General features: G+C 66.9%; 13 protein-coding genes, 1 pseudogene and 1 other annotated feature. Of the genes and pseudogenes, 7 read left to right on the forward strand and 7 right to left on the reverse strand.

What is annotated here, in order from left to right; genetic code table 11:
• Positions 1-57 precede the first annotated feature (57 nt).
• The 4 genes from RIN75_RS26610 (at position 58) to RIN75_RS44235 (ending at position 8,396) form a co-directional block, all read left to right on the forward strand.
• Positions 58-1,302 (forward strand): hypothetical protein, encoded by a 1,245-nt coding sequence (locus tag RIN75_RS26610; protein ID WP_309114761.1) that lies wholly within the window; start codon positions 58-60, stop codon positions 1,300-1,302.
• Positions 1,299-4,622: a hypothetical protein gene (locus RIN75_RS26615; RefSeq protein WP_309114762.1), complete on the forward strand. Its 3,324-nt coding sequence runs from the start codon at positions 1,299-1,301 to the stop codon at positions 4,620-4,622. Before RIN75_RS26610 ends, RIN75_RS26615 begins: the two co-directional genes overlap by 4 nt.
• A gap of 28 nt (positions 4,623-4,650) precedes the next feature.
• Positions 4,651-7,500 carry an RNaseH domain-containing protein gene (locus RIN75_RS26620; protein ID WP_309114763.1) on the forward strand — a complete coding sequence of 950 codons (2,850 nt, stop codon included), beginning with the start codon at positions 4,651-4,653 and terminating at the stop codon, positions 7,498-7,500.
• Positions 7,501-8,000: 500 nt separating this feature from the next.
• Positions 8,001-8,396: a restriction endonuclease gene (locus RIN75_RS44235; protein WP_375296027.1), complete on the forward strand. Its 396-nt coding sequence runs from the start codon at positions 8,001-8,003 to the stop codon at positions 8,394-8,396.
• A 131-nt stretch (positions 8,397-8,527) separates the two neighbouring features.
• Here the strand turns inward: RIN75_RS44235 and RIN75_RS44240 are convergent.
• A pseudogene (locus tag RIN75_RS44240) lies at positions 8,528-8,764 on the reverse strand (DUF4238 domain-containing protein); the annotation flags it as partial.
• Between the two features lie 701 nt (positions 8,765-9,465).
• On the opposite strand from RIN75_RS44240, the gene RIN75_RS26630 reads away from it, so the two are divergent.
• The gene (locus tag RIN75_RS26630) at positions 9,466-10,383 is read left to right on the forward strand and encodes a hypothetical protein (RefSeq protein WP_309114765.1); all 918 of its coding nucleotides are present in this window, start codon (positions 9,466-9,468) and stop codon (positions 10,381-10,383) included.
• Between the two features lie 111 nt (positions 10,384-10,494).
• Here the strand turns inward: RIN75_RS26630 and RIN75_RS26635 are convergent, their stop codons facing one another.
• Both RIN75_RS26635 and RIN75_RS26640 read right to left on the reverse strand, forming a co-directional pair.
• Positions 10,495-11,241, reverse strand: a complete 747-nt coding sequence (locus RIN75_RS26635) for a phosphoribosyltransferase family protein (RefSeq protein WP_309114766.1) — start codon at positions 11,239-11,241, stop codon at positions 10,495-10,497.
• Positions 11,242-11,260: 19 nt separating this feature from the next.
• Positions 11,261-12,211 carry a DNA-processing protein DprA gene (locus tag RIN75_RS26640; protein WP_309114767.1) on the reverse strand — a complete coding sequence of 317 codons (951 nt, stop codon included), beginning with the start codon at positions 12,209-12,211 and terminating at the stop codon, positions 11,261-11,263.
• A 140-nt stretch (positions 12,212-12,351) separates the two neighbouring features.
• Here RIN75_RS26640 and RIN75_RS26645 point away from each other — a divergent pair.
• Positions 12,352-13,589 (forward strand): IS3 family transposase gene (locus RIN75_RS26645; RefSeq protein WP_309114768.1). Its coding sequence is split into 2 segments (ribosomal slippage): positions 12,352-12,631 and positions 12,631-13,589, totalling 1,239 coding nucleotides; the frame shifts between segments, so codons are not numbered across the junction.
• Positions 12,630-12,758: a sequence feature (AL1L pseudoknot), on the forward strand. (Overlaps the previous gene by 129 nt.)
• A 155-nt stretch (positions 13,590-13,744) precedes the next feature.
• Here the strand turns inward: RIN75_RS26645 and RIN75_RS26650 are convergent.
• Both RIN75_RS26650 and RIN75_RS26655 read right to left on the reverse strand, forming a co-directional pair.
• A complete protein-coding gene (locus tag RIN75_RS26650) occupies positions 13,745-14,041 on the reverse strand; it encodes a hypothetical protein (RefSeq protein ID WP_309114769.1) in 297 nt (98 codons plus the stop codon).
• An 11-nt stretch (positions 14,042-14,052) separates the two neighbouring features.
• A complete protein-coding gene (locus RIN75_RS26655; protein ID WP_309114770.1) occupies positions 14,053-14,442 on the reverse strand; it encodes a hypothetical protein in 390 nt (129 codons plus the stop codon).
• 941 nt (positions 14,443-15,383) lie between these two features.
• Here RIN75_RS26655 and RIN75_RS26660 point away from each other — a divergent pair.
• A complete protein-coding gene (locus RIN75_RS26660; RefSeq protein ID WP_309114771.1) occupies positions 15,384-16,088 on the forward strand; it encodes a hypothetical protein in 705 nt (234 codons plus the stop codon).
• A 446-nt stretch (positions 16,089-16,534) separates the two neighbouring features.
• Here the strand turns inward: RIN75_RS26660 and RIN75_RS26665 are convergent, their stop codons facing one another.
• Positions 16,535-16,738, reverse strand: coding sequence for a hypothetical protein (locus tag RIN75_RS26665; protein ID WP_309114772.1), 204 nt, complete (start codon positions 16,736-16,738; stop codon positions 16,535-16,537).
• Positions 16,738-22,818: a PA14 domain-containing protein gene (locus tag RIN75_RS26670; RefSeq protein WP_309114773.1), complete on the reverse strand. Its 6,081-nt coding sequence runs from the start codon at positions 22,816-22,818 to the stop codon at positions 16,738-16,740. The genes RIN75_RS26665 and RIN75_RS26670 overlap by 1 nt, the downstream gene beginning before the upstream one ends.
• Positions 22,819-23,633: the final 815 nt, after the last annotated feature.

The raw sequence follows: 23,633 nt of genomic DNA on the forward strand, positions 1-23,633 counted from the left end.
AGCCCTATTCTTGCGGTCGCGCGTTTTTGTCGGTGGTGCTGTCTATGCTCCCCGGCCGTGACGAGTTCCCCCGAGCACGACGTACAGGCGCTCGACGACGTCCGGGTCCGCTACCTGGTGACCCGGTCCGCCCTGCGTGCGGCGAAGGCGATGACCGAACCGGGGCTCAGGCCCGAAAAGCGCCTGGAAACACTGATGGAGTGTCATGGCGCCTTGCTGGCCGCCCGAGGGCCCGGCAGCCCGCTGTCGTTCGGACAGTTCCGTCGGGCGCTCAAGGACGACCTGGCCGTGCTGCTGCCCGACGGTGTCACTCCGCTGGACTTGAAGGGGACGCGGGTCGTCGACCAGGACGGTCGGGTGCCCGAGGACGCGTTCGACCTGGATCTCGAGCAGCAGATGCTGCTGAGGATGCTGCACAAGTCCGACGGTGCCGCGGCGGTGATCAGTGATCGGGAATTCCAGGCGGAACTCGATCAGGAGACCGTGTTCACCCTGTTGCGCAAGCAGGGCGAACAGGCGGTGTACGAGGCGGGCCGCACAGACTTGATCCGCCGTCCCGCGGGCCCTGTGCACGAATTGGCCGAGTTGCGGCTGCCGCCGTTGGTCGTGGACTTCTACCGGGATATTCCCTACGACTCGGCATATCGGGGTTGGTGGTTCCCCTGTCCGATCTGCCGGTGGCCGATGCGGATCACCGTGCGGAACAACGCCGGAACCACCGTGGGCGCGGCGCGCTGCTGGCATGCGCCCCACGCCGAGATGGGCGCCTCCTACCTGTTCAGCGTGCCCGCGGACGCCGGCGCTCCCCGGCTGCTTCCCGAACCCGAGCCCGTGCGGCCCACCGGCCGTGAGGCGGTGCTGTATCCGGATCTGGGCGAGGTTCCGGCGGCGTTGCCCACGGAGGGCCACAAGGCCCTCACCCGGGGAATCTGGCGCTACACGACCATTCCGGGGCTGCCCGAGCTGGCACTGCACGACAAGCTGGCCGCTCGGGGACTGAAGGTCAGTCTGTGGCCAGGGCTGGACGCCTTCGACCTCCTGGTGGAGGTGGGCCCGAAACAGGGAAGAAAGACCTCGTTCAAGGTCGACATCAAGGACTACACGTCGGCCAGGACACTGGCCGAGCTCATCCACGCCCAGGAAGGCGATCGAGGCGGAGCCGACTGGCTCGTGGTGCCCGATCACCATGGTGGCCACGTGCCGCTGCTGTCGGGCGTGTGCGCCAAGTACGACATGCGGGTGGCCACCGCCTCCGAGTTCGGCGAGATGGTCTGCGAGAAGGCCGGGGTGAGCTGGGCATGAGCGACCTGCCGACCGGGCACACCGCGATCTACGCCGCACTGGCCCTCGCGGCCCACTACTTCCCCCGGGAAAGCGAGGACGGCTCGCGCGGCGCCGCGCCGTTCGCCGAGGCGGCGTTCCTCCTGTCGGGGAAGTACCGGGCATGGGACCGCTGGACGCTGCTGCCGCACGAGGAGAAGCAGCGGATCGCCCTGGTGTGCTCGATTGCCCCCGCCGAACTCGCCGACGTCGCGCGATTCTCCGTGGCGGCGCGCTCGCTGCTGGCACGGCTGGACACCGACTCACCCGGTGACACGTTGGTCATGGCGCCCTTCGACCTCGCGGGCGACAACCCGTTCGCCGCCGACGCGGTGTTGCCCCGGCTCGGGGGCGACCCGCTGGGCTATGTCGACCGTCTGACCGCGCGGTTCCGGCGCCCGAGCGCTCGCCCCAAGCCCGCGGAATTCGCCGGACCCGGCACGTGGAAGACCGGAGAGATCTTCGTCAAGGACCTCGGACAGATCCACGGACGGGTAACGATCCCCGCCTACCCCCGATTCACCCAGGCTCTCGACCACGACAGCCTGCCCCACGTGTCGACCGCGCCGCACCTGGCCGACCTGCGCATCCCGAAACCCGAGCTGCTCGACCTCGCCGAGAAGATCGACTCGCGCTACCCGGAGGACGTGCGCTATCTGCACAGCGTCCTGGAGGGCTTGTTCGCCGTGCTCGACACCAGCGACACCATCTCCCCCGCGGAGGTGTTACGGCTGACCGCCGGCGGCATGGAGATCTTCAACGCGCCGACCGGCACCGGCAAGAGCGTGCTGGTGCGCGTCATGGCCGCCTGGTTCGCCGCGCGGAACCTGCGGGTGGCGATCGTCCTGCCCGACATCAAGGCATGCCTGGCCCTGACCCGCAACGTGCGTGGGGACCTGGCCCACCTGCACCGCAGCCGGGTCATCGAGCACGAGCCCGGCTGCGCGCACCTGATGTCGTCCTCGGGCATGCACGAGCGGGCGGTCAAACTCGCCTCCTTGATCAAGGAGGACCCGGACGCGCCGGGGGAGTGGGGCGACCGGGCCGAACGCGATGTCGACCCGCTGGCGTACGGGTGTGCGCTCAAGACGTTCCTCGACGCCACCGGCGACTATCCGCCCGGCCGTGAACCGTGCCTGTCGCTGCACCGCCAGGGCGTCGGATCGGCGGCCTGCCCCTGGATCCCGACGTGCGGGAAGTACACGCCGGTGTACGAGTCGGCCCAGGCCAACGTCGTGATCATGAACCACTACGTGTTCATGCAGGGCAACCTGCGCATCGGCGTCAATCTCGATGGCCGCGCGGTGCGTGGGATGACCGCTGCGGAGTTCGCGCTGCGGACCTGCCACGCGGTCCTGGTCGACGAGGTCGACCAATTCCAGTCCCGGGCCGTGGACAAGTGCGCCAGCGAGATCGTCCTGCACTCGCGACGTCACTGGTCGGCTGCGCCCCAGGAGATCGACACCGACGCCAAGCGGTTGACCATCGACGACGAGCACAACCTCCTGCCAGCCGTCAGCCACGTCCGGCTCATGGCCGAGTTCCTCCTGCTCAGCATCTGCAAGAACGCCCTGAGCCTGCACGTCACCGAGGACGAACGGACACAGACGCGAATCCCGGACCAGACCAGCACCCGTTGGCACCTGGCCCGCGGACGCGACCGCACCCTGCTGCGGCTGTTGTGGCCGGAGGAGGAAACGGAGGACGAGACGTCCATTCCGGTCGAGCTGTTCCACAGACTCAACGCGCTCATGCCCGCCCGATACCGGAGCCGGGACCCGCTGCTCGGTCCGTCTGGGCCTCTCGATCCGGTCTGGCAGGACGTGCGGGAAGCGCTCAGCGCGCTGATCGCACCCCGCGGCGAGCACCTGCTCGACCAGGTCAAGATCGAACTGCACAGGCTGCTCGAGGCCGGCGTCAAGGACCCGCACCGACGCGCCCAGGCCATCAACCTGCTCGTCACCCGGACCGCGATGATCGAACTGGACGAGGCGCTGGCGGTCCTGCAGGGCAAAGCTCACGACTACCGGTCCTCGGGACTGCGCTCGGCCCACAGGATCGTCGAAGGCGTGCAGCCCTCCGCCGTCTCCGCCGCCCTGCCGTTGGGGATGCTCGGACGATCCATCACCGGCTACCGCGTCACCGGCCTCGACGACAAGGAGAAGAACGCCACCTTGGTCGCTCAGACCATCGCCGGCGACCCGCACACCTTCACCGCCGAACTGGGCGGCATCGTGTCGCTGATCCTGGCCGGCGTCGAACGACCGGTGATGGGCCTGTCCGCCACCGCATACTTTCCCCAGGCGGTGCGCGAACACCTGTTCGCCCCGGTGCGGTGGTGGATGACCGACGCGCAGGCCGAGTCCATCCGGGCCCGCAAACACCGCATCGACTACGGCGAAGGCCACCCCCTGTTCGGCGAGCCCATCAAGATCTCCGGAACCCACCCCAGCCGCAAGAAAGACGCACTCATCGAACTGGGCACCAACCTCTACGACCGGCACATCCACCGCGAACTCACCCGCAGCAGCAAAGACGGCCGGGGACGTGTCCTGGTCGTGGCCAACTCCTACCAACAGTGCGCGTGGCTGGCCCGCGGCATCAGCCGAGCCGGACACTACGACGGCGGACTGTGCCTGGCCGTGCGCGCCGAAGACCTCACCAGCACCGACCCGGAGCTGCCCCGGCAGAATGTCGCCGTACGGCTGACGGCAGAGGAGTTTGAGGACTTCCCCAGCCACGGCAAGATCCTGGTCGTCCCTCTGTCGCTGATCGCGCGCGGCCTCAACATCGTCGTCGGCACCCGCTCGGCGGTCCGATCGGTGTACCTGTGCGTGCGTCCTCTCGCGCTGCTCGACGACCCCGCCGAGATGTACGGCAGCATCAACGCCGCCGGTCTGCGCGCGCTGCTCGCGGGCGGTTCGCCCGACCCGTCATACGTCCTCGCCGAAGCCCGCGAGGCGGCCACGGAGCGACTCGCGCTGCTGTTGCGCACAGCGCCGCAGTTCACGGCGATGCACAAGTCGCTACAGGACGAAGTCGTCGCGGGCATGATCGTCGATCTGATCCAGCTCGCCGGACGTGCCCGCCGCGGCGGCACCGATGCCGTGCTGCACATGGTCGACTACGCCTTCCACGAGGACACCTGGAGCGCCGACCTGGAGACCGTCCTGCGACGCATCCACTCCCTGTGGCCCCCCGACGTGCGACAGCGCATGAACGACCTGTACGGGGAGGCCCTCAACGCCTTCCTTTCCTACGCCGGTATCGACGCCCCCGCATCCGGCCACCCCAGCATCTGATGGAAAGCACGAGAGAGAACGAGACCCCGTGACCGAGCACGACCTGGCACCCGGCAAGTACCTCAACACCCTAGCCGTCCGTTGCACCCCTGAGCTGGTCGGCGACTCCGCGGTCCACGTACGGCACTTCGACGACGTGACCTGGAAGTTGTGGGACGACTTCGACCTGCACTGCAAGCGGAAATGCGGCAGCGACGACGCCCAAGCCCCCTACTCCGTCGCCACCACCGTCCTGAGCATGATCACCGGCGGCTACGTCTACCTCGAACCCGACCGACGTGGACCGTTCCTCGCCTCGCTCACTCCGATCGACAGCACGCTGCTGCGCCGCGCGTTCACGCTCACCTACCACCTGGCCCTCGGGCAGCAGGTTGGCACGATCGACCTGACCGCGCCACCGGAGCTGGCCAAGCGGATCGCCGACACCCCGGAGACCAAGTACCAGCTGGCCGACCATCTCCAGCCCGTCCACGACACCCAGCCCACCGCCCCTGGCTGGCTGTACCGCACAGTCACCTGGGAGCTGTCCCAGCGGCTGGCCGCCCAACCCTGGGCGATCTCCGACGACAGGAGCATCACGCTACGGCCCGACTCCACGGGCGGCCTCGTGGCCTTCGACGATCCCTGGCAGAACGAGCAAGGCGGCCGTTACGCCCTGTCTCGGACCGCGCTGCGCCTCAAGACCGTTCCCAACATCAAAAATCCCGTCGTGCTGGTGGGTTCACGCGTTACCCGCATCTCCTCCTCCCTGGTCTTCGCCAGAACCGCGCTGGCCGAACAGCCCGGCCGCGGGCACCCCCTGCTGGAGGTCACCCTCAACGGCAGGGGCGGCGCCCGCACCATCAACCGCCTCGCCCTGCAAGCCCTCGGCCGGCTGGAGATGGACTACTCCGTCCTGCGCACCATCGACGAGCGGTCCAAGCGGGAACAGAAGCTTCTCGCCGAGGCCAAGGAGAACAACCAACCGGCCCGCTTCCCTCAAGACCATCCCGGACAGGTCTGGCCGATCCTGCCCAAGAACTACACCTTTCCCATCGGCACCGGCACCGGTATGCAGCACCTCAGGCTCCTGCACCGCCACGTCATCAGCGTTTTCCCCGACACGGCAGTACCGCTGGAAGCCCGCGAGGTGCGCGTCGCCATGCCACGCCGCCCCACGGACCCGGAGAACATCTCCAAGCAGGAATACCAGCGCCGCAAGCAAGCACGAGAGCAACATCCGGACCCCAAGACGCTCGGGCCGATCCGTGAACGCGGCAGCCTGTTCCCCACACCGGAGTCCATCCGAGCCAGCGTCGAGAGCGCCGGATTCACGTCACTGCGAATCCTGTGCCTGTGGTACCGGGACGAGACCCGCCTGCGGATGCTCGACACCCTCCGCAAGACCTTCGACCTCGACCCCCAGGCCCTGGACCCCCACGACGGCGAGGAACTCCGCCTGCACGGCGAGCAGATCACCGCGGTCTTCCACCACGCCGAGAACTTCCTCAAGCCCGGCACCGCAGGCAACCGCACTGCGGCGCTGACCGCCGTGGACGCCTCCCTGACGACCCACCACCACGTGCTCGTCGGCGCCTGGTGTGAAACCGAGATCCCCACCCCGGCCGACAGCGACAACCCCGGCGAGACCAGCCTCGACGACCTCGACGCCAAGCCACAGACCAAGAAATTCCTCGCCGCGCGCGGCGTGCCGACGCAGTACCTGCTCGGCAAGGACGACAAGGGCGTGATCCAACCGAAAGCCAAAGACCACGCCGCCGAGATGGCACTGCTGGACCTCTACCGCTCGCTGGGCATCGTCGACGACCGCATCGCCAACGCCCTACGGCCCGAGAAGAACGGCTATCCCGTCGACCGCATCGCCCACGTCGGAATCTACGTGCGCCAACAGAACCGGCGCAGGGGCGAGTTCGGCCAACCCAAGGTGATCGTCACCGCGTCGGCCCTCGTGCCCCCGCAGGACGGCAACGGGGTCTGGACCATGCTCGGCTGGAGTTCCATCAAACCGGAATGGCAGCCCTACCACTCCGCACAGACCGCCTTCCACGCCGGCGCCTACCCGGAGGGCATCAACGACAAGAAGTCCTACCGGCAACGCTGGGACGACGCGGCCGACACCGTCGAACGCGCCCTCGCCGACCTGGCGGAGGAACTGGACGACATCCCGTACGCCGTCACCATCGACGCCGCCGCCTCACGGCGGATGTGGGACGGGCTGCAGAACATGCACCTCGGCGGCTCCTCCGACAACAAGAAGAGCCGCTACTGGCTTCCCGGCAGCAGCCTGCCCCCGGACGAGCGCCCCCGCGCTGTCATCCGCGTCAACACCGACGACGAAGAAGTACCCCAACCGGTCGGCACCACCCACATCGCCCGATCCAAGCACAGCGAACCCGTCGAGAAAGAAACCGCGCGAACCCTCTACGCGATCACCACGGACTTCGGCACCCCGGTATGGATCCTCTGCAACGTACCCCGAGCCTACGACGGAGACGGCGCCGGGCGACTCGGGTCGAAGTACACTCGGTGGGACGCCAAGCGATCCGTCTCCTCCGAGAAAAAGGAGGAGCGGCGCAAGGGCGAGATGTCCCAAAACTGGTACTCCATGACGGCCAACGAGATCATCCCGCTCGCGTGCGCCGACGACGTATCCGCGGAAGCCCTCGCCATTACCACCGCGAAGCTCTGCCACCAAGCCCAATTCTGGGACGGCCGGTCGCGCCTGCCCATCCCACTCCACGCCGCCAAGCAGATGGACCTGGACCACCCCCAATACCGGCGCACCGTCGCCCCAGAAGAGAAGATCGACACCGAACCCGGGTCAGCCCAGGGCGTGCTGGATGAGCGTCTCGCAAGCCAGGACATACAGCAGCGGTAGAGATGTGCGGGGTCAGGTGGATTACCGCCGGGCCCCGCACGATCCCTCTAGAATTAACCGAATGGGAAAGTTGGTTAACGTCAGGTCGGCCGGTTGGTAATCGGTTGATCGTCAGGGTCTTTGAGAACTCGTGCGATCGCTAAAACGTTATTGCAATGGCCTTCGTTGTCTGGCAGTCCAAGTGCCCATCGAGGGTTCCCCCGGGCTTGCCGTTAAAGCTTTAGCGGGATCGACGTTAGTTAATGCATTACTGCAAGGTGGAGGTAGAAATGACAGTCCTGGAACGAATCAAGAAGATGTCGCCGGCCTCGCGGGTTGTCGCGGCGATAGTGATACTCATGGCGTCGGACTTCGCCCGGGAACATCCCGTGCTGTCGACGGTGACTGCGGCAATGTTAATGGGCATATTAGTGGCCGTGCTGGTGACGCGGCGGCGTAATCGCCATGCTGAGCGATTGCGCCAGATTGAACGCGAACGTGCAATTGAGGTCACCGACGGTATGGATGGGGCCGAATTCGAGAAATGGACTGCGCGACTGTTGGCGCGATCGGGCTGTAGAGATGTTAGAGTTGTCGGTCGCTCAGGGGATATGGGTGCCGATGTGGTGGCCATATCCCCAAGCGGTGGCCGGCTTGTCGTGCAGTGCAAACGTTACACTGACAAGAAGGTGGGAAGCGGGTCGGTTCAATCCTTCTCGGGGACCGCCTGGCACATTCACAAAGCAAGTCTTGCGATGATGGTCACCACAACGGCTTTCACGAAGCCGGCTCAGGAGGTGGCGGCGAGGATACCCGGAATGGTGCTCATCGATCGGTCCGCTCTCGCTGAGTGGGCCCGCACTGATGTCCTCCCCGGGATCGACGGTGCAGTTCGGCGCTCACCTGCATCCGCATGACGCTGCCTAGCGCACTGTAGGTCTCTTGTGTCCGGAATGGGTGTCGGCCAATTGAAACGGTGCTGCGCGGAACAGTCGATTTCGTCACCCCTGCGGCCGACCTCGTGGAGCTCGACCGCAACCACCTCGATCGCGGTCTCCGCAGCGCCCTCGAGTTCGGCGAACACGTCCTCCAGTTCGTCCGACGGCTCCCCGTCAAGTCCGACGACGGTGTAGAAGTCCTTCTCCACCGTGGCGTCGTTGATCGAGATCCGGTGCCGCGTGGTGCCCGGGATTACGACGCGCATGAGCTGGTTGCGGTCGTCGGCGAAACGCCGCAGGTGCGACTTCGGCACGGTGTGGTGGCGCCGCTTGCGCTGAGGGCTCATGGGCGCAGTTCCGATCGAGTGTTGGACGCCGTTGATGCCGGCGCTGTCCCGGCCGGCAGGACTTTCCGAACCTGGACGATCTCGTCTGAGGGGACCAGGGTCCGAGCGCGCCGTGCCGGTCAGTAGTTTCCCATGCCGGTGTCGTCACCCCGGCTGGTTCCGCGGCGGTCGTCGCCTTTCGACGTTCGGCCGTCGGGCGGCGTTCGTCCGTGCCGTTGCTCCCAGGCGTCCTTCGCTTGCCGGACCTTCTCACGGAACTTGGTCCGATTAAATCCGAGGCCCATGTCGACCACCTCACGGTGCCACCGGCGCGGGCGTCCGATGCGGACGTGCGCCCAGGCAGCTCTCAATGGGGTAATCGGCGTTGCGCCATGCGTGGTACGACGCCTGCGGCTGCGAGCAGGAGGTCGACCGGGACTTCGTGCCCGACCACGAGATCCGCGCTCTCATGGCGCGGGGTCAACACCCAACTTTGGCCACGCGGGCCGCCGGCGGTCACCGGGGTCGTGTTCGTCGACCAGCAGCTCCGGTGGAGGCGTTGGACGGGCCGGTGCTGCCTTGCCTGCTGGCCATGCTGGACCGGGTCCGCTCAGCGCTGGGAGGGCTGCCGCTGACAGGCGACCGACGCCCTGCCCCTGACATCCCGATGACGCCTCGCAGCAGATGCACGTGTTGTCGGTCCGCGCCGATAGCGTGGTCGCGTGAGCGAGGAACACCCGAGCCAGCCGACACGCGACGAGATCCTGGCCGAGCAGTCCGGCCCGCGCGAGCGCGTGCTGGACGAGCACATGTACCGCGTCGAGCAGGCCGGGCTCAGGGCGACATTCCGTTTGCAGCTGTTCACCGCGGCTGGCCTGCGGCCGGTCGCGGTCGCCACCCAGAACATGTCCGAGGGGCAATCCCTGCTCAACGGCTGCGAGACGTTCTGCATGCACGTGTGGCACCATCGATTCCCCGACCAGGAACACCCGCCGCTATGGGTTCAACGCCTGGTCCACGAGCACTTTGGGCACTGGCAGCTGGTCACGTTCGACGTCGACGACGACCGCACGCTGCACAACCCCCTCTGGCCACGCCTGTCCCAGCAGCAACTCGACACGCTCGTCGGAACCACGGTCGACCCCGACCGGGGCAGCGGATTCGTGCCCTGGCCGAAGGCCCCGGAGTACCGGATGCGGTACGCGCCGGCGCCGGTGGCCCGGATGCCGACGACGCGCCCGTTCCGCACGACGTGCATGACCGGCCGCGCCCGACGTCGAGGTCGGTGGGCTTACCGGGTGCTGCGCCGCTGGCGACCGCTGACTGGGGAGACCTGCTGCTGGTACCACGGAGGGGACTGGCGCACCGTCAACCAGCACGCTCTCCGCCTCTTGCGCCTCGCAGAGTCCGCCAGCGTGGACCCGGAGGATGTCGCCGACCACGTGGTTGCCACCGCACGCGCCGAAGGGCTGACCGAGTGGGAGATGGAGGCGTTGGGCAGCCTGTTCGACGATCCGATCGAGACCACCGACAGCGAGCCGCCGACATACGTCAACGGCCAACACCGCATCCAGGCGATGCGCGACGCCGGAGTGAAAACCACCATCACCGGCCGCCTCGAACAGGTCGAGAGCAGCTGATCGTCGGAACCTGTGCGAACGTTCGCAGAGGTGCGAACACTCGCATCCCTGCGAGGGGCATCTGACCTGATCAGAAGAGCGGGTGTTCGAAGAAACAGTCGACCGCTCGATCTAACCCCAGGGCTGCCGGGCCAGCGTGACGCCCCGGACCGTGCGGGCTCCGGCCTCGCGCAGGCGCCGTGCCACCGCGTTGAGCGTGTTACCGGTGGTGAACACGTCGTCGAAGACCACCACGGTGGCACCGACGACGGCAGCAGGATCGAGCACTTGCAGTGCGTCGTAGATGCTGCTGGAGACGGAGAGACGCTCCCCGTAGTCGTTGGTGCTGGCCATTCTTGGGGTCGCCTGGGTCTTGACGATCACGGGTGGGTCGGCTCGGAACGCATAGCCGACGGTGTCCTGGGCTGCCGCGGATTCGATGACCCAACCCGCATGGTCGATCTCCTTGCGGGTCGTCGCGCCTGGAGGAAGCGGCAGGGTGGGCATCGGAATGATCAGGTCAGCCTCCGCCACCGCTGGGTCGCGGGCGAGGTGCCCGAGCAGCACGCGGGCGAATATGATCCCCCACCCCCAGCGCTGGTTGTACTTGTGGTCCTTGATGGCGCGGTCGAGGGCTCCGGTCTTCATCGCAATCGCGTGGTTGAACTCGAACTGCCGGCCGGGGTCTCCACACAGGCGGTTCGAGCAGCGGTCCTGCGCAGTGGCGATGCGCTGACCGCACGCCGTGCAGTAGAAGGGCGCTGCCGGCTCCAGGGTGGCCGCAGCGCATTGCTGGCAGACCAGCGGCGGCCCGGAGGCGAAGTAGGCGCACGTGCCGCAGTTGCCGAAGCCCGCAGGGGTCGGGAGCTGGTAGGTCACCAGGGCGGGAACCCTTCGATCAGGCGAAGTCCATCACTAGTTGGGAGCGTAGGGAATCGACGGCCTGGATGCGCTCCGGTTGGGTGAGGGCGTCGGCAACGGCCTCGACGTCCTCCACCTGCACCGCGCCCCTGGTCTCGACGTACTTCCGCGCCCATTCCTGTTGCTCGGTGAGGCTCTTGATCAGGAACACCTTCTTGCCATGCTCCAGGGCGACGCGAGCCTGCATCTTGGCACCGGAGGTGCTCCCGGCCTCGATGACGACGGTGCCCTGGGCGATGCCGGACATGGTGACGTTGCGGCGAGGGAAGGTGTAGGTCGCACCGGCGGCGTCGGGCCAGAACTGCGACACCACGGCCCCGTGGCCTCCGGTAGCGATCCGGTCGGTGAGATCGCGGTTCTCGGCCGGGAAGTAGCGGTTGATGCCGGTGCCGATCACGGCGATCGTCCGTCCGCCGGCCTCCAGCGCCGCAGTATGGGCCGCGGTGTCGATGCCCCGCGCCAGACCCGACACGACGGTCACGCCCCTCTGGACCAGCTCGCGCGCCATGCGCCCGGCGCGAAGTCGGCCGGCGTCGCTGGCGTTGCGGGTTCCCACCACCGCGACGCTGCGCAGGTCGGCCTTGACCATCGCGCCCCGGACGAACAGGAACGGCGGTGCGTTGGGAACCATGCGCAAGTTGGACGGGAAGTCCTCGTCGATCACGGTGATCAGCCGGACCTCGTCGTCACGGACACGGACCTTGTCGACCTCGGACTGGGCGGCCTCCACGTACTCCTCGACCGCGCCCTTCAGCGGCTTCAGCACCTCGATTGCCTTGAGCGCGTCCGCCGATGCCTCGAGCGGCTCGGCGTTCCACAGTCGCTCGATTCCGCCAGGCCGCTGTGCCTCACGGGCGATGAGGTACCAGTTGACGCCCTTGACCTTGCATAGGGCAAGCAGCCTGAGCTGCTGTTCTGTCAGTCGCATCCTACTCCGATCAAACAACTGTTCGAATGCGTCGGGTCAGATCATTGCATAGATTAGCGATTACACACCCGGAAGCCCCGCCATGCGACTGAACCGCCCCGGGTTCGATGGAGACTCCATTGCTTGTGGAGGATGGAGTCATGGCAGGAACGTCACGGCACTCGGTCGAGGTGCGTCAGCGGGCGGTGCGGCTGGTCCAGGACCATCGGGACGAGTACCCGTCGTGGTGGGCGGCGGTGTCCTCGATCGCGCCGAAGTTCGGGGTGACCCCGGAGACGCTGCGCAAGTGGGTCAGGCAGGCCGAGGTCGACCACGGTGCCCGTCCGGGGACCGCGACGGAGGAGTCCGCGGAGCTCAAGCGGCTCAAGCGTGAGGTGGCGGAACTCAAGCGGGCCAACGAGATTCTCAAGTCCGCGGCGGCTTTCTTCGCGGCGGAGCTCGACCGCCCCGCGCAACGGTGATCGACTACATCGACCGCCACGAACAGGAGTTCGGGGTCGAGCCGATCTGTCGTGTCCTGCGCCGGGCAGGCGTGGCGATCGCCCCGTCCACCTACTACGCGGCCAAGGCCCGCCCCGCCTCGATGCGAGCGGAGCGTGACGAGAACCTCAAGGAGGAGATCCTGTCCGTCTGGCGTGACAACTACCAGGTCTACGGAGCACGCAAGATCTGGACCGCGTTGTGCCACAAAGGAATCACGGTCGCCCGGTGCACGGTCGAGCGGCTGATGCGCGAGCTGGGCATCACCGGTGTGGTGCGCGGCCGTCCGCGCCGCACCACTATCCCGGCGAAGGACGGGCGCCGCGCCGGCGACCTGGTCGACCGGGACTTCACCGCCGAACGGCCGGACGCGTTGTGGGTGGCGGACTTCACCTACGTGCCGACCTGGTCCGGCACCGTCTACGTCGCGTTCGTGATCGACGTGTTCTCCCGCCGGATCGTGGGCTGGAAAGCCGACACGTCCATGCGCACCACGCTCGTGCTCGACGCCCTGGAGATGGCGTTGTGGACTCGCGGGCACACAGGCCACCAGATCACGGCGGGGTTGGTCCACCACTCGGACGCGGGCAGTCAATACACGTCCGTCGCGTTCACCGACCACCTTCTCGCGGCCGGGATCGACGCCTCGGTCGGCTCGGTGGGCGACGCCTACGACAACGCCCTGGCCGAGTCGACCATCGGGCTCTACAAGACCGAACTGATCAACCGGCAAGGCCCCTGGCGCACCCGTGACCAGGTCGAATACGCCACCCTGGAATACATCGACTGGTACAACAACCGGCGGCTGCACGGCAGCATCGGGCACCTGGCACCCGCAGAAGCCGAGGCCGCCTACTACCGTCAACACCAGCCAACCCCGGCTGGAGCAGTCAACTGAACGAGTCTCTATCGAACCCGGGGCGGTTCAGACCTGTACGACCAGGTCGCATCGGTCGCAGCGTAGGCAGACCTGCGAACGTCGCCAACGGGTGGGAGCGTGAGGCGCTGGTGCGCCGCCGCCCGGCCATGCCTCGTGTTCGAATGCGTCGGCGCTCATCGGTCGCCTAGATGCCAGGCCAGCCGGTCCATCTCGCCCGCCAACTCCCGCACGGCCTTCGTCTGCTCCGCCACGGCGGCGGCCTGCGCGGCCGCTTGGTCGTGCCCGTGTCGCAGTTCGTGGTAGATCGCCACCAGCATGTCCAGCATCAGCCGGTCCTGGGACGGTCTCGCCTCGCCGGCGGTGTCGTCGCCCTCCAGGATCTCCTTGACCGAGACGGCGAGAACCTCCCCGGCGTGCCGGTATGGACTCGTGGTGTCGACGGCCTTGACGTCGTGGGAGAAGTTGGCCATGACAGGAGACGCTAGCGGGAGCCGGTGACACGGCGGTTTGTTACCAGCTGTAGGTCCGCGCTGGGGCGTTCGAGCCGGGGTTCGACTAGCCGCTCGCTGGCTCCCGGCACGCTTCGCAAGTTGGGCGCGGGAGCGTCACGGCGCATGGCGTCAGACAGGATGCCTTCGACGCTGTCGATCCACGCGCGTTCCCGCTCGGCCAGGACCAGGCCGGCTTCCAACTCGTCGCGGGTGACCGCGAGGTCGTCGCGCACCGCGAGTACCAGGCGTTCAAGCACCTCGGCCTCGGCGGTGGCCAGGTAGTGGTCGGGCTCCGCGGCGAAGCGCGCCAGGCGACGGCGGGCATCGTCCACGTCGGCCACGGTGATCAGCGGCGAGGACGGTGGGTAGCGATCGGTCACGGATGGTAGTACCACGTTGGCAGATACAGGAAAGGCTCCGTAGCACGCCGCTGGCCCGTGGCACCCCCGTACCACAAGCCCCACAACCCCTCACACGTAGGGCCAACACCAACAAGTAGACCTCATCCCTGGCCACTGCGATCTGGATCCGGTTCAGGTACGCGACCCTGCCCGGCGGTATCGCACCGATCGCAGCGTTGTGCGGATCGGTGACGACGTACAAGTGGCGGCCGAGGGGCATCACCACGCTGTCGGCCCGGTCGACACCGACGCCACTGGACAACCCAAGCCGCGGCTCATCGTGCAGGATCGGCACGGCGGGTACGTCGCCGATGAGGAACTCTTCCGTGGTCCTGAGGAACTGGAGGTGACGGCGATCGAGGAAGGCGCGCACCAACGCGTACGCCCGCTCCTGCTGAGCCCTGAAGAGGAAGCCGTCGTCGTACTTCGCCTTGGTCGGTGCGTGCAGACGGTCGATGCTGGCATCGACCCAGTCGATCCCAGTCAGGAGGAGCCCGGTCTCTCGCACCATATGCTGGCGGAGCACCTCGGGGCGCTGCCGGAGTTGGTCTCGGATCGCCCCGCTTACCGCCTCCCAAGCAGTCTGATGGATGATTGGCGCCTCCTTGCTGCGCACGGTGTGGAGCGCCAGCATGTCCTTGATGACTTCCATCAGGTGAGGCTTGTCCAGGATCGAACCGTCGTCAGCGGCAGCCAGAGCAGCCGGGAAGGCAGGCACGCCAGTACCTGTCGACGCAGCGCTTCGCCATCAAGGTCTGGAACTCCGACAACGTCCTGGCCCGCGTCTTCCAGCACTACGCCGCGCTGCCTGCGGATGTACGGGCAGAGCTGCCGCTCAAGCAGGTGTGGACCCTCGTGGAGGAAAGCGGCTGACCGCACCCGACGGCACCACCCGCGCGGCCCATCGAGGAGGACACCTTATGAACACCCACCAGTCGGATGACATGGTGATCGCCGGAACCATCCGGCTGGATGACCTCCTGGCCGGTCTCGCCCACGCACGCCCGGTGTTTCACAGCGAAGCCGACCTGCAGCACGCCCTGGCCTGGCAGGTGCACCTGCTCGATCCTCACGTGCAGGTCCGTCTTGAAGTCCGGCCTGATCCGGCCGTGCGCGAGGTGTTGGACCTGCTGGTGCACCGGCCAGATCATGGCAGGTCCACGGCCATCGAGGTCAAGTACTGGAAGAAGCGCTGGAGCGGAACCGCCGCGGGTGAGCGGTTCGACCTGCCCAACCAGGGTGCTCACGACATCCGCCGCTACGACTTCGTCAAGGACATCTCCCGAGTCGAGCGCTTCGTCGCCGCCCGACCCGGCTGCGACGGCCTGGTGTTGCTGTGGAGCAACGACGACCTGGACTGGCGTCCACCGGCCACCTTCCGCGCCACCGCCGCCGACGCCTTCCGAATCCACGAAGGCGCCACCCTCGATGGCGAGCGCGCCTGGTCGGCACAGGCCGGTGCCGGGACGACGAAAGGACGCGAGAAACCCATCGCCCTGACCGGCCATTACCGAATGGCCTGGCGCGACTTCACCACGCTCGACCACGTTGTCGGCGGCCGTATGCGACTGCTCGCGGTAAAGGTTGAAAAGATCGCACAAGGCATGACCGATCGCCACGGTTGACAACCAACAGCCCTTGGGGCGCTGCTGGCCGTCGACTAACTCCCACGCGTCACCGTGTCGCTTCACGACCACCGGCTGGAGGTAGTTAGGGCTTGTTGCGACTCTCCCAGATGTCATCGAGGAGCCTGTGCACCTCGACAGTGCCCCACCGGTACCCAACCCGCGTTAGTAGGCGGGAACGTAGAAGCTGCCTGAGATTTCACCCACGAGCCGGGGCTCCAGATAAGCGTCCCCTCCGGATGCCGTCACGGCGTCGATCTTAGGAAGGAGTCCGACATCAAGTACGCCCAAATTGGAGGATAAGTACCTCGACCGGCGAGCGGCCGGACAGTGTCCTGTTGGTGCGTCACACGACTGTTCACCGGCTCCCACGGTCCATGCCGCGACCGTCAGCACGTCGGATGGCAAGGGCCTCGAGTCGGTTGACAGACTCGAGGCCCTTGCGCTTACTTGTTGCGGTCTTTCCGGTCCTGGTAGATCCCGTAGATCCAGCTTGCCACGACCGTCACCAACGCTGCTGCCCCCGACACGACGATCGCTGGGATGATCTGCTCCAGGGAAGTCGGCAGCGTGTAGAGCAGGTTTAAAGCAAGGATCAAGAGGAATGCACCTGCGGCCCTTTTCAGGGTCTTACCGATGCTTCGTTCCATCAGATGTACCATAGTCTCCTGTTGAAGCTCGATCGGATCTGTTGTTTCACGAACCTTACGGTAGTGCGGACGCCGACTCGTCGAACCATGCCGCCCAATCGCATCCCGGAGATCCCCAGGAATTTGCGGTAACCACCGAGGGCGCCGTTCTTGACGCCGCCGATGGTCCACTCGGCGATCTTCCTCCTGGTGACCTGCTCGCGGTTGAGACGCGCCGCGCCGTAGTGTAGCGCCGGTCCGACGACCGCCCCGATCACCGCTCCTGCGATCACGGCGCACCCGAGACCCGCTGTGATTCCACAGAACGCGGCGGCACCGATACCGGCCAACGCCCCGGTTGCGATGTCAGCGAGCTTGTGCGAGCCGAAGTTCCTGATCTGCCTGCCCAGGCTCTTCATCCAGTTGGGCGTCGCCCATCTGCCGTCCAGGTCGTTGAAGTTGATCGGGTCACCGTTGACGTAGTCGTAGTCGTTCGCGCTGCCGCCGTCAACGGGGTCGACGGACAGGAACCTGCCGAACAGCGGACTGTAGGGTCGTGCTCCCATCTGCACGAGCGAAAGCGCGCCAGCGTGTTCGTAGGGGCGTTGGTGCTGCCCGAGCCAGCCGTGATCCATCTGTCCGGGCGCGTTGTCCGGCACATGGTTCGGGTCCACTGCGCCACCGGTCGTCAGCGGCTCGCCAAATGGCGTGAACGTCCGCAGCGCACCGACTTGCTTGCCATCCGCGCCTGTGGTCAGTCCGAGGTCGCCGCGGACGGTCGGGTGATCGAGCGTGAAGGTGTCGGGCTTCCACGTGTACAGCACACCACCCGGCAGGCTGATGCTGCGTGTGAGCAGCCTGTTGTCCGGGCCGAGCGCGAGATCCGCGGTGTCACCACTGCCGGTGTAGCCGTAGCGCACATCGGTCGCGGTGTCACCCGCGGCAGCGGTCCGCCGCACGATGCGATCGGTGGCGTCCCGGATGTAGGAAACGTCCGCTGGCTCGGTGCCGGTGATGCGTGCGGCGATGTTGCGGTCGGCCCCGTCCCACGACAGGTGCGTTGTGGCGCCGCCGGCGGTGTATTGCGTCGTGTTGCCGTTGTTGTCGTACTGCACGTTGGTCACTGCGGTCGCGCCCACGATGGCCAGCAGTCGGTCGGCGGCGTCGTAGCAGTAGCCGGTCTCGGCGACACCCGAGGAGGTTTCGTCGAGCAGCCGGACCCGGTTGGTGTTCAGGCCCGCGTTCGCCTGCGTCCCCGCGGGGCACGCCGACGGTGCGGTGGAGGTGAAATCGTAGGTGTAGTGGTGCCCCGCCACCCACGCCTCGGTCAACCGGCCCGCCGCGTCGTAGACGTAGTTCGGTGCGTCGGGACGGGCATCGGCACCGCCCAGTGTCTCGTCGATGATCGTGCCTGCTCGGGTGCGGCCGACGGTCGTGTCGATCTGGACGCCATCACTGGTTCGCCAGCGCTGCGACACCAACCGGCCCGCCGCGTCCTTGCCCACCGAGGCCAGCGAGCTGCCGTTCGGGTAGGTGACGGCGGCCGGGTCACCCGCTGCGTCGTAGGTGACGGTGGCCAGGACGGTCGTGTCCAACGTGGTGGTCAGGACACGGCCCGCGTCGTCATAGGTGTAGGTGGTGGTCTGAGCGTTGTCTGCGGCGTTGGGCGGCGTCACTTTCTGCGAGGTGACGCGGCCGGCCAGGTTGTAGGTGGTCTCGGTGCGCACACCGTGGACGTCGGTGTACTCGACGACCCGGCCGAGCAGGTCCACCCGCGTGGTGACGGTGCCGTTCTGGTCGCTCACCGACGTAGTCAGCGGGTCACCGTTCACCGCGTAGTTCGTGGTGACGGTGTTCTCCGGCGCCGACGACGTGGACGGGTACTTGACCGAGATCACTCTGTCGCGACCGTCGTAGGTGGTGCAGGTCCACGACCCGCTCGTGCCCTTGGCGACGATCCGGCCCGAGGGGTCGAAGATCTGCTCGTCGTCACGTGCTGTGCCAGAGGCGGGAACGGGCAGGCGGGTCAGCTTGCCCAGTCCACCCTGGTTGATCGACTCCACCTCGGGGGTGCAGGGGTTGTCCCGCGCCTCGGTGTCGCCGTAGAACACGGTCGTCGCCTGCGCCCCGGTGGGCATGGTCTTGCCCGTATTGCGCAGGTAACCCACGCCCGGAGCCTCGTACGACGTCCGTGTGGTGAGGCCGGCGCTCTGTGTGCTGGTTGCCAGGCCGTACCCGGCGTCCACGCCGTTGTCGGTGTAGCTCGTCGAGTTGACCTTGTCCGGCACACCGCCGGACTCGTCCTTGACCGTGGACGTGGTCAGGCCGTAATTCGGGCGCAGGTAGTTGCCGGGCACGATCTGCTCGGAGCCGCCTGGCCGGGTCCAGTGCAGGCGCAAGTCGCCGGGGCCGCCGGTGTTGTTGTAGTCGATGCGGATGCGCTTGATCGCACCCGCGTTCGGCGGGGTGTAGGTGCCGGTGTAGGGGGTGGGGCCTTGGTCTTTCCAGCCGTCGGCGATCAGCCGGTCATCGATCCACAGCCGCACGCCATCGTCGCCCACCACCTTGAGTGTGTACTGGCCGGCGTCCGGGAACGTGATCTCGCCGGTGAGGCGCGCGGAGTAGCCGGTGCCGGGCAGACCTGCGGCCGGTGGCGTGGTGCCGTCGAAATGGGCGTCGACCGTTCCGCCGGTGCCGAGACCGCCGGTCACGTGGGTTTTCACCGTGCCAGTCATGCTCTTGTTGTCCCACCATGCCACGGCCAGGCCCTGCATGCCCTCGTCGTAGTTGGTGCGGGTGTGCGGCATCGTGGCCGCGCAGGCTGCGGTGGGCTGCTGGCCGGTGAAGCAGCTCGCCGGCGCCGGTCCCCACTGGTCGGTGGGGCGGTCGTTGTGGTCGTAGATCGTCGAGGACACGCGCCCGGCGGCGTCAGTGGTGGTCAGTTGCATGTCCTTGCTGTTCCACGTCGTCGACGTCGTCCTGCCCGTCGCGTCGGTGGTACTCAACTGCCGGTCGGCCTCGTCGTAGGTCACCTTCGTGGCGTAGCCGGACGCCGGGTTCAACCCGGCGATGTCCACAAAGGTCTGGCGGTTGGGCAGGTCGTAACGGTACGAGTGCGCCGGACGCTGGCCACCGGCCTGCCCGTTGGGCACCGGGGCCTGCACGCCCGTCCCGCCCTTGCGGGTGCCGACCGTGCCGTAGTTCACGAGCGTGTACGTCTCCCAGATGTTGCGGGTGGAGGGGTCCTGCGCAGCCCAGTCCAGCCCCAGGGAGTTGCGGATCGCTCTCAGCGTGCCGTCGGCGTTGAAGGCGTACTCGGTGAAGTCGTTGCCGGGGTTCTCGATGCGGGAGATCGCCCCGCTGCGGTACCACAGCACGGTCTGCGTACCGTCCCAGTACTGGATGCGGCACAGCATCTGCGACGGCGGCAGCGGGTCCCAACCCGTCGGCATGGTGCGGCCGTAGCAGTCGTCACCGGGCCGGTTGTAGAACAGCTTGTGGGACCGCTGCGAGACCGGGTCGGTGATCTGTGCCAGGCGAGTGGGGGTGCCGTTCCAGCTCATCGTGTTGGCAGCGGGCTTGCGGCTGTCCATGACGGACGACTCCGACGCGAGGGTCCCGTCGGCGTTGAAGCTGTAGACGTTCCCGCCCTCGTGCAGCGTGATCTTGCCGCCGGTGTCCAAGCCGAGGACACCGTCCTCACCCGCCGGCGGCGTGTAGCTGCCGGTGCCGGTCTTGGTCCAGGTGTGCTTGGTGCCGGTGTGATCAGTGAAGACGATCGTCTGGTCCTGGACCTGCGCCTTGGTGTAGGTGGACCCGTCGCCGGTCAGATTGGCGTTGAGCTGCCAGCCGGTCGGCAGGACGGGCAGGTCCTGGGTGTACAGCCACGACGCGGGAATGATCTGCGGCGGCACCGCCTTGTTCGACGCCTCGTTGGTCTGCACGAACAGCTTCATCCGGCCGGGACCGCTGGAGTGGTAGAGCTCGGCCTTGATCGGCACCCGCTGCCCCGCGGTGAGAGCGATCTCGGTGACCGGGCCGTTCTGGCTCGTCAGCGCGAAGTTGACGTCCGAGGTGTTCGGGTTGTTGTACACCAACTGGTTGTTGACCCAGATCTTCGCGCCGTTGGCGTGCACACCGGCGAAGTGGTACGTGCCGGTCACCGGGACCTGGAAGAAACCCTCCCAGCGGCCGACGAACCAGTCCTGCGCCAACGCCGGCGCGAACACCGACTCGGTGCCCCAGTCGGAGTTGACCTGAGGCTCGTTGCGCACCAGCACCGGGTTAGCGTCCGGCGTCCCCGAGCGGGTGGAGTCGTTGAAGTACGACGCGCGCAGCCCGTAGGGCTCGCGGGCCTGGGAGTTGTAGCTGAACGTCAATCCGGACGAGCCGCCGACGGTGTTGAACGTTGGGCCGCCGTTCTCGGTGTGGACATTGCCGTTGGCCAGGTTCACCGTCACCGGGCCGAGGGTGTCCTTGGGCGCAGGGCCGGTGGCGCCGATGCGCTGGTCGACCTTGAAGTGCCCGGTCCACCCCGGTCGGGTCGTGGTTACTCCGCCAGCGAGCGCGGTCAGCACGGTCCAGGTGTAGCTCGTGCCATCGGTGAGCACACCTTGGGGCACGGTCCAGGTCGTGCCGGTGATGCAGCCGGAGTCGACGACGATGCCGGACTGCGCGTCCGCGCCGGTCGCGACCTTGAAGCAGTACAGGGTGCCGTCACCGGACGGATTGCTCACCGGGCTGACGGACAGCGTTGGGGTGAGGGTGGTCAGCACGCTGCCGTCCGCCGGGCCCACCAGCGACGTCGCAGGCGGCGCGGTGCCGTGGTCGACGATCAGGTTGACCTGCATGTTCTTGTACGACCAGTCGCTGCCCTCGGCACCGGTGAGCATGAACCAGGTGCTGTTGTCCCGCGCGTTGACCTTGCCGGCGATGAAGTCGGTCAGCGCCTTGGACTGGATCGAGCCCTGGTCACCGATCGGCCCGGACGCCAGGTGCTGGCCGACCCCGTTGATGTCCAACGAGGTCGCGTGGTAGAGGTTCGACTGCCACGACAGCATCGACCCGGTCTGCGCGTTGCGCCAGAAGTCGTACCGGGCGCCGATGACGTTCTTGCCGAACAACGGCGTGAAGTCGTGCCGGAACGCCGTGCGCCAGATCGTGTCACCACCGTTCGGCCCGGACTTCGAGTTGCCCACCGCGATACCGCAGTTGGTGCACTGGTAGCCGTCGGACTTGTAGGCCCTCGACTCGTCGTCGTTGTTGAACCCGTACGTGTAGGTCGGGTCCACCACCACAGGGAACACGCGAGCCTTGTCGTTCAACCAGTTCGGGTCGACCGACACCGTCAGCAGCCAGGTGTTGCCGTCCTGCTTGAGCCCGTAGGTGCCGCCCGTCTGGGCGGGCGCCTTGTTGTCCTGCGCGCTGCCGGACGAGTCCCAGGTCACGATCGGCGGCAAGGACGCCACGACATTGCCCTTGGCGTCCTTGATCAGCACGCCGTCGTTCTGCAACGACGGGGTGAGTGAGCCGAGGTCCATCCGGAACACCCAGCTGCTGGTCGACGTGGGCTTCTTGAGGATGATGGATTCCTTGACGCTGCCCGGCTCGACCTCGTACTCCAGGTCGGTGTCCGGCAGCACGTCCACATAGGATGCTTTCGAGTCCTTCGTCTGCCGAGCAACGCGCCGGGCACCCTCAAGCGCGACCGAAATCCGCTGGCCCGGCCCGCCCAGGTTGATCGGCTCCAACGTGACCAGGTGGCGGTCCTCGGCGGAAGCGGCGAACTCCGGCTTCAGCTGGTGCAGCCCGGCCTTGGCGCGCTTCGAGCCGCGGTCCTCGGTCAGCCGCGAATCCACCGCCTGCCAGGTACCCTTGTCATCCCGCACACTGACCGGCACCTTCGACAACACCGTCGTCCGAGTGCCGTCGGAGTTGACGTACTCGACCGACTTCTCCGCACGCCCGACCTCCTTCGACGTCTTCGCATCGAACTTCGAGGTCCCGCGCACCCCGCCCGACTCGGCGCCCATCAACGGCCTGAAATCACCGGCCGCGTTCGGCGACTCGTGCTGGCGGCCTTCCTGCTCTGCGTTCGGCAACGACGGCACCTCACGCGGATCGCGATACGCCGGCGCAGCCACCGCGCCCGGCGGCACCACTACCGCCTGCACCACCGAGGCCACCAACGCAGCCACCAGCACAGTCGCAACCGGCGATCTACCTCCAGGCTTGCGCAGCCGTCTCTCGCGTCTGACACCGGACAGACTCATCCACACTCCCGTGAACGAAGAAGCAACACAAACATCGGCATAACACCGCCGATGACATCCGTCACAAGCACAACTGCCGACAGTTAGAGATCAACTGCGCAACGGCGCGCGCCGGTACGGAAGACCGGATACATCCCACCTGGCAAAGCGGGGAATCAAAAGATCAGGAGATCATGAATTGTCGGCGATAAACCCAGCGCGGCGGCGGCAATCCGGAGAAATGGCGACAGTCGCGATTGATCTAGGAAGAAACCTGTCGGTACGCGACATCAGCACGACCCCCCTCGGGTGCACCGCCGAGTGACCACCCCCCCGGTGATCGCAGGACTACTCGGCGTGCCCGGATGGACACTAGCTAACGCCCATCACACACCCTAGACTCCGAATGGGGTAATCACGCCGCCCCCTGTGGTTTTCACCAGGTGCCCAGTGGCTATCTGTGTGCCGTGGAGCAGCCCCGATGGGCCCTCGCGACGCTGTCCTATCTCACCGGGAAGCTCGCCTAGTGTCCTGCGCTTGAAGTTCGTTGAGTAAGTGTAGATTTGTCCGATGGCTCGGACGGGTCGGCCGGTGGCCGCTGTGGTGTTGACCGACGAGGAACGCAAGACGCTGACACGTTGGGCACGGCGGGCGAAGTCGTCGCA

The organism is Saccharothrix sp., from assembly GCF_031180885.1.
In the GTDB taxonomy this organism is placed as follows: Bacteria; Actinomycetota; Actinomycetes; order Mycobacteriales; family Pseudonocardiaceae; genus Actinosynnema.